The sequence below is a fragment of the Spongiactinospora gelatinilytica genome (assembly GCF_003236385.1).
In the GTDB taxonomy this organism is placed as follows: Bacteria; Actinomycetota; Actinomycetes; order Streptosporangiales; family Streptosporangiaceae; genus Spongiactinospora; species Spongiactinospora gelatinilytica.
The window spans coordinates 1-7429 of the sequence record NZ_POUA01000376.1; the positions used below are offsets into that span (position 1 = coordinate 1).

Here is a 7429-nt window from a genome sequence, read left to right on the forward strand (position 1 = left end):
CGCCAGACCCCAATCCCCCCACCGGCCAAGCCCCGGGGCACCACCAACCGGCCGCTGCGGGCGCCGGGGGTCTTGCGGATGCTGCCGGTTGCCGTCCATGAGTCAGTTCCCGCGCGAGAGCTTGTAGGGGTTCTGCGCCTTGGTGACCAGGTCGCCGGCCGCCGCCTCGTCCAACCCCAGATCGATCACCGCCGCCGGAGGATAGGGCTCGATCAGCACGTTCTCCCGATCCGGGGTCACCACGACGCTGCCGCCCGCGATCGCCTCCCGAGGCACCTCGAAGACGAAGACGCCCTTGGCCCACCACCCGGGCTGGATCCAGGGCTGGGCCAGGGTGTCATCGACCTCCACCTTGTCCGTGGTCAGGAAGCGGCGGCCGTCGGCGGCGGCGAACTCGGCGTCGAGGTGCATGGGTTCGGCCGGGACCGTGGCGGACGCCTGGACGATCAGGAACACCCCGTCGCCGTCCACGACCTTGCCCTTGCCCCGGTCCGGGACCTCGATGGACGTGGCCGCCGTCACCGACTCGACCTTGGCGGAGTACCGCCCGGTCGCGATCTCCTCCCGGAGCGCACCGGTCGAGGCCAGCGGGGCCGCCTTCTCCTCGGGAGTCAGTGTGAGGAACTGGAGGGTCACCGCGACGGCGGCCAGCGCGACCCCCGCGACCGTACTCGTCACCCTGCCGTTCCCCCGGGTCGCGGCCCGCCGCCGCCCGCCCGCGTGCCGCCGCGAACGGGGCCCTTCAGAGGAGGGCGCCTCCGTCATCACGCCTCCCCGCGCTCGACCGGCAGGGTGACCTTCGCGACCACCACCGGGGCGTAGCTCTTCTGGCCCGCCTCCTCCATCAGGGAGGTCCACTCCGCGACCTTGGACGGGAACCGTTCCTGCATCTCGAAGGAGCCCATGTGCAGCACCAGCTCGTCCGGGACCCGCGCCTTCTGGTCCAGCTCGTAGCGGAGTACGACGGTGGCCGGGACCCCCGGATGGAGCTGCCTGGACTCGGTACCGCCCCGGGTCGGCACCATGCCGGTGCCGCCCGACCTGGACTCGATCTCCGGCTCGGTCCTGAGGACGGAACCGCCGAAGAAGGTGAAGAAGGAAGACCGGCGGCCCGGGGCGGGCGGGCTGCCCACCTGCACGGTCTTCTCACCCAGGTTGGTGACCTTGAACACCAGGTCGATCAACCGCTTCTCCTTGGTGAACCGGTTCGGGGGCGGCACCGCGACGAACTTCGACTCCACGAACTGCGTGGCGAACTGGCCCTGGTCGAGCGTGTCGCCCGGGCCGAGCGCGGCCGGCGGCGGGTCGGACACCTGGTCGAGCCCTCCCAGCACCGCCGTGGCCCCCATCCCCGTGGCCAGGAGGACCGCGATCACCGGCACGAGCACCGGTCGCTTCTTACGGCTGCCGCCGCCGGGAGGTGACGTCATAACAGAGCATGTTAGTGGGGCTAGTGTCCAGATTTGCGGCGAACGCCCGTTGTGCTCCACCAGCGGCTTCGGCGTACGCCTGGACGTCCCCGGACGCCGCCCGGTACGGCCTGGCCGTTGACGGGGATTCTGACCGTCCATGCGGTGACCTGGGTCACCGCATCCCGCATGGCCGGCTCCAGCGCGAGGGGGCCGATGGGCGTCGGTCCATGTGGCCAGTGTGGGCGGGTTGCCGGACTATGGGAGCGACGCATGCTTTTATGGTGTTTAGGGACTGGTCGAGCGGTGTCTCCGCTGTTGAATGGGTACAGCGCTTCCCAGATTGCCTATGGCGTCCGGGTGTGGGCTTTCTCATTTCTCATGCCCGCCGTGCCGCCAAGATGACTGCACACCGATTCCCATGGCCTAGAATTGGTTTGACCCTGCGGTCCACAGCAGATTGCCAATACTGTTGGGAGGCTGTAAGTGGGTGCCGAGTCAACCCCCGACCCGGAGTCTCCACGTGTCCGCTTCGGTGCGGAAATGCGACGCTTGCGGCGGGAAGCGCGGTGGTCGCAGGCTGCGGTCGGCGCACGCCTGGGCTGCACACAGACCCAGGTGAGCCGTCTCGAACTGGCCTCGCGCACACCGTCGCAGTCCGACGCCGAGCGGTTAGACCAAATGTTCGGCTTAACCAAGAAACAGCACTTTACGCTGCTGTATAAGCGCATCTTCTCCCATACCGGGGGCCCTAGCTGGTTTCTGGGCTGGGTCGACGAGATCGAGCCGGCCGCCAAGGTAATTCGTTCCTGGGATCCGCTGCTGATCCCCGGGCTGCTCCAGACCGAGGAGTATGCCCGATGCGTCTTCGCGCAGAGTCCGCGGATCACCGAAGAGGAGGTGGAGGCCCGGGTCCGGGCGCGATTGCGGCGGCAGCGCATCTTCGACCGGAGCGATCCGCCTTATCTGCTGGTGCTCATAGACGAAGGCGTGCTGCGCCGCCGGGTGGGCGGTCCGGAGGTCATGCGCGACCAGCTCGACCGGCTGCTGGCCGCGGCGAAGCTGCCCAACGTCTGCATCCAGGTCGTCGATCCGGGCTGCCTGGCCGGCATGCCGGGCACGTTCATGATCGCGGAGATGCCGGAGGGCGAGCCGGACGCGTCCTACACCGATTCCGCCGCAGAGGGAAGGATCTCCACCAATCGCGACATCCTTGCCTCTCTCTCCAATCGATACGAGGCGATCAGGCGCTGGGCTTACCCTGAGCACGTGTCCCTGCGCATGATCCAGGAGGTCAGGGAGGAATGGACCTGAGTGTCGCGGAGTGGCGGAAATCCTCCCATTCCGCGGACAACGGCGGGCAGCGCGTCGAGGTCGCGCGCAACCTCCATGGCGTCGTCGCCGTCCGGGACGGCGAGCACCCCGGCGGTCCGATTCCGGTCTTCACCCCCGGCGAGTGGCACTTCTTCCTCGCCGGGGTGAAGGGCGCCCCATCGGCCAGGGCCCTCCCCAGGCGGAGCATGGCCAACGGGGCCCGGCCGGTACGGCGCTGGGGCGCGGCGGCACCCGGCGTGCCGGTGAGACGCATGGGACCGCTGGGCTAGAAGATCGCGGGGAAATCCGGCTGATTGGGCAGAACCCGGCCCCAAAGCCGACGGGGCCTTTATACGCTGTCTCGAAGGCGACGATTGGCGGCCGGAGGTCCCCGTGGCGGACGTGCATCCCGAGCACGCACAGCTCCAGGCGGACCGGATCTACCTGGGCTGGCAATACGTGCTGCTGTACCCCGACCCGGGGCCGCCGCCGAAGCGTCCCTCGCCGGGCGATGTCCCCGGCCCGCTCCCGGCCGTCGATCCCGAGTGGGTCCGCAGGGAGAAGCTTCAGGAAGACCTGCTGAACCGCCCGGTGCGGATCTTCCGCGCCTTCATGGTGGTCGTCGCGTTGATGATCTTCACGCTGGGCGTCACCGAGATGCTGAGCTGGTCGTTCGCGCTGATCGGCCTGGCGGCCACCGGCGGCGTCGCGATCTTCACCAGCTACGCGATCTACCAGGGCAACCGCGCGGTACGGCACCGGGTGGCCGAGAAGCAGGCCGAACAGGACCGCCTGCGGCGCGAGCGCGAGCACGAGCTGTTCCAGGCCCAGGAGGAGCACGCCCGGCGCTACCGGGACTGGGAGGAGAAGAAGCGCCGCTTCGAGCAGCAGGTGTCCTGGTACGCGGTGGCGGTCCCCGACGAGATCGACCGCATCGACGTGGCGGGCGGCACGCTGCCGGGGTGGTCCGCGCTGATCACGCTGATCGGCGCGACCCGGCTCTACAGCGGCGGCCACCTGACCGTGCTCGACCTGTCCGAGGGGGCCATCGCCAAGGACCTCATCGAGCTGGCCACCCGCGGCGGTGACGACCCGCTGGTCTGGGTGCTGCCGGTCGACCTCCCCCGGCTGGACCTCGGCGCGACGCTGCCGCCCGAGGCGTTCGCCGACGTGCTCGCGCACGTGGTGAGCGTCAGCGAGGAGCACCACACCACCCGTGACCTGTCCTTCGACAACGCGATCTTGGAGCGGGTCCTTGAGGTGCTGGGCGAGAACGCCACGATCAACCAGGTCACCGCGGCCCTGCGGGCGCTGGCCCAGGTCGGCGACCCCCGCGAGGACCTCCGGCTAGGCCTGATCACCGCGGCCCAGCTGGAGAGGATCGGCACGCTGTTCGGGCGCGGGGTCAGCGACCGGGTGGTCATCGAGCGGGCCTGGGCGCTGGAGTCGCAGCTTCGCAAGCTGGAGACGCTGGGCAGCGAGGCCGTACGGCTGCCGCCCGCCCGGCTGCGGGTGATCAGCATGGACCGCCAGGCGGGCGTGCTCGGCAACCGGGTGCTCGGCACCTACGTGGCCACCGCGCTGACCCACATCCTGCGCCAGTCGCCCGCCTCCGACCGGCCGTGGTACCACACGATCATCGTCGCGGGCGCGGACAAGCTGCGCGGCGACGTCCTCGACCGGCTGATGGACGCCTGCGAGACCTCCCGCACCGGCCTGGTGCTGACCTACCGCAGCCTGACCCCGACCGTGAAGGAACGCCTGGGCCGGGGCCACGCCGCCGTGGCGTTCATGCGGCTCGGCAACGCCGAAGACGCCCGGGTGGCCAGCGAGCACGTCGGTACCGAGCACCGGCTGGAGCTGGCCACCCTCACCGAGACGATCAGCGCCCCGGTGGACGGCCTGGACGGCGGCTACACCTCCACCGTGGTCGCCCTCGACGACGACGGCGAGGCCGGCCGCGACCCCGCCGAGCCCGACCTGCGCGAGGACATCACCGAGTCCACCGAGTGGGGCAGGGCGGCGAGCAAGGCCATCGGCGGCGAGACCGAGCGGGTGCTCCAGCGTTCCCGGGAGTTCCTGGTCGAGCCGCACCAGCTCCAGCAGCTCCCGACCACGTCGGTGATCGTCACCGACGCCACCGCCACCGGCAGGCGGGTGCGCCTGGCCGACGCCAACCCGGCGATCCTGACCTTCCCCCGCACCACCCTGGGCGAGCTGGAAGACGTCAAGGACGTCCTCCAGCGGGTGCCCGAGCAACAGCGGCAGCCGCCCCCGCCGCCGCCGGAGGGCGAGGACGACCCGCCGTGCCCGGGCCCCGACGGCCCGGGCAACGGCCAGATGCGGGTCGAGACGCCCGTACCGCCGCACCTGGTGCCGCCCAACCTCGGACCGCCGCCCGCCCGGCTGGACTGGCGTCGCCGCCGCTGAACCGCGCCGGTCCGCTCCCGCCATCGGTGCCGGAGGTGGCAAGGTGGTCGATGGACTACGGACCTGAATCGATGTCATGGTAAGACGCCTCGCCGCCGGTCACCCGGGGATCGGCGGCGGCGTGGCAGGCAAAGTCGCCGAGCGCGGGAGTCACATGCAGCCGAGCGTGCCTTCTAACGTGGGCCATCCGCTCTGCGGGCCGTGGTACCAGGTCCAGGCCATCGCCGCGCCGACGCGCAGCTCGTCGGCGGAGTGGGATTTCGTCACCGTGCTGCCCGCCGTGCTCTCGGCCGCGCAGCGCGGCCGGCCGTTCGTCATCGGGTGGCTGTCGCGCGGGTCGGGCAGCCCGCTCGAACTGATCACCAACGCCGGCCCGCTCACCCCGCCGCGACCGCCGCGCCGGGCCTCGGACACGCCCGCCGATCCGGCGCCCGCGGGGCCGCAGCCGCTGCTCTTCCCCGGTGGGGCGCGCGGGGTGCCGATCGGGCCGGAATGGCTCGACGACTTCGCCGACCTGGTCTGGACGCCGTGCCCGGGACGGCAGGCCCCGCCGCTGGGCGGCCGCCGCGAGCCCGCGCCCGACGAGATCAAGCTGCCCACGCTGTTCGAGTCCACGCTGGTCACGCTGATGTCCCGGCCGTTCGGCTGGCTGGTGGTGGCCGAGCCGACCGACCTGCTCGACTCCGAAGTGGCCCACCTGCGCACCCAGCTCAACGTGCTGCGGCAGTACGGCGACGCCTCCGAGCGCAGCCGCTACGACGCCGAGCGGGCCGAGCGGCGGATGCAGGAGCTGGACGCCTTCCGCGAGGCCGGATTGTGGAACGTTCGCGTGCTCGCCGGGGCGGCGAGCCCTGAGGAGCTGCGCCAGATCGCGCCCGTGCTGGTCGGCTCGGTGGAGATGAGCCAGCACCCGTACCGGCTGCGCAGTGCGCCCTCCGGCGGCGGGGAGTCGGTGTACGGGCTGGCCGAGGCGCTGACCATCGGGGTGGAGGACCCGGCCGACGAGGCGGCGGCGCCGTTCGCCGCGACGGCGGGCGCGCTCGCCGCGCTTGCCGGGCTGCCCCGGCGCGAGGTGCCCGGCGTGCGGGTGCTGGACGCCGGATACTTCGACGTGACCAGCGAGGCCGACGCCCGCGCGCCGGTCGGCGACCTGATCGACCTGGGCGTGATCGTGGACGGCCAGGACCGCGCGGTCGGCGCGTTCCGGGTGCCGCTGGCCACGCTCAACCGGCACGCGTTCGTCACCGGGGCGACCGGCTCGGGCAAGTCGCAGACCGTACGGCACCTGCTCGAACAGCTCACCTCGGCGGGCATCCCGTGGCTCGCGATCGAGCCGGCCAAGTCGGAGTACGCGGCGATGGCCGGGCGGGTCGAGCAGCTGGGGCAGGTGACCGTGATCAACCCGTCGGCCCCCGACACGGTGCCGCTGAGCGTCAACCCGCTCGCGCCCGAGCCCGGCTACCCGGTGCAGGCGCACATCGACATGGTCAGGGCGCTGTTCATGGCGGCGTTCGACGCCGAGGAGCCGTTCCCGCAGATCATGTCGCTGGCGTTGCAGCGGGTCTATGAGGCCAACGGGTGGGACGTGGTGACCGGCGGCGGCATCCCCGGGGCGGCGGTACGGCCGGCCGTACCGACCCTCGAACAGCTCCAGGCGCACGCCATGGACGTGATCCACGAGATCGGCTACGGCCGCGAGGTGCAGGCCGACGTGGAGGGGTTCATCCGGCTGCGGCTGCGCAGCCTGCGGGTGGGGTCGGCGGGCCGGTTCTTCGAGGGCGGGCACCCCGCCGACATCGGCGGGCTGCTGCGCCGCAACGTGGTGCTGGCCATCGAGGACGTCGCCAACGACGAGGACAAGGCGTTCCTGATGGGCACGCTGATCATCCGCATCGTGGAGCACCTGCGGATGCGGGCCCGTCAGGAGCGCTCGACCGGGCTGCGGCACGTGATCGTGATCGAGGAGGCCCACCGGCTGCTGCGGCACCGCGGCGAGGGCCGGGCCAGCACGCACGCGGTGGAACTGCTGGCCGGGATGCTGGCCGAGATCCGCGCGTACGGCGAGGGCATCGTGGTGGCCGAGCAGATCCCCACCAAGCTGGTTCCCGACGTGGTGAAGAACACCGCGCTGAAGGTGGTCCACCGGCTGCCCGCCGAGGACGACCGGCTGCTGGTCGGCGCGGCGATGAACCTCAGCGAGGAGCAGTCCAGGCAGGTGGTGTCGCTGTCGCCGGGGGTGGCGGCGGTGTTCGCCGACGGGATGGACCGGCCATTGC

The 7429-nt window shown here is 71.4% G+C and carries 6 protein-coding genes; 4 read left to right on the forward strand and 2 right to left on the reverse strand.

The window, feature by feature from the left end; all coding sequences use genetic code 11:
* Positions 1–102: 102 nt before the first annotated feature.
* Both C1I98_RS32060 and C1I98_RS32065 read right to left on the reverse strand, forming a co-directional pair.
* Positions 103–765: a hypothetical protein gene (locus tag C1I98_RS32060; protein ID WP_111171105.1), complete on the reverse strand. Its 663-nt coding sequence runs from the start codon at positions 763–765 to the stop codon at positions 103–105.
* Positions 765–1430: a hypothetical protein gene (locus C1I98_RS32065; protein WP_146607767.1), complete on the reverse strand. Its 666-nt coding sequence runs from the start codon at positions 1428–1430 to the stop codon at positions 765–767. The genes C1I98_RS32060 and C1I98_RS32065 overlap by 1 nt, the downstream gene beginning before the upstream one ends.
* 465 nt (positions 1431–1895) lie before the next feature.
* Here C1I98_RS32065 and C1I98_RS32070 point away from each other — a divergent pair, with 465 nt between their 5' ends.
* The 4 genes from C1I98_RS32070 to C1I98_RS32085 form a co-directional block, all read left to right on the forward strand.
* A complete protein-coding gene (locus C1I98_RS32070) occupies positions 1896–2723 on the forward strand; it encodes a helix-turn-helix domain-containing protein (RefSeq protein ID WP_267898090.1) in 828 nt (275 codons plus the stop codon).
* Positions 2714–3013, forward strand: coding sequence for a DUF397 domain-containing protein (locus C1I98_RS32075; RefSeq protein WP_111171108.1), 300 nt, complete (start codon positions 2714–2716; stop codon positions 3011–3013). The genes C1I98_RS32070 and C1I98_RS32075 overlap by 10 nt, the downstream gene beginning before the upstream one ends.
* Before the next feature lie 103 nt (positions 3014–3116).
* Complete coding sequence (locus C1I98_RS32080; protein ID WP_111171109.1) at positions 3117–5153, forward strand: hypothetical protein; 2037 nt, start codon at positions 3117–3119, stop codon at positions 5151–5153.
* Between the two features lie 76 nt (positions 5154–5229).
* Positions 5230–7429, forward strand: a 2200-nt coding sequence (locus C1I98_RS32085; protein WP_233508366.1) for an ATP-binding protein, incomplete at its 3' end; no start/stop codon positions are given.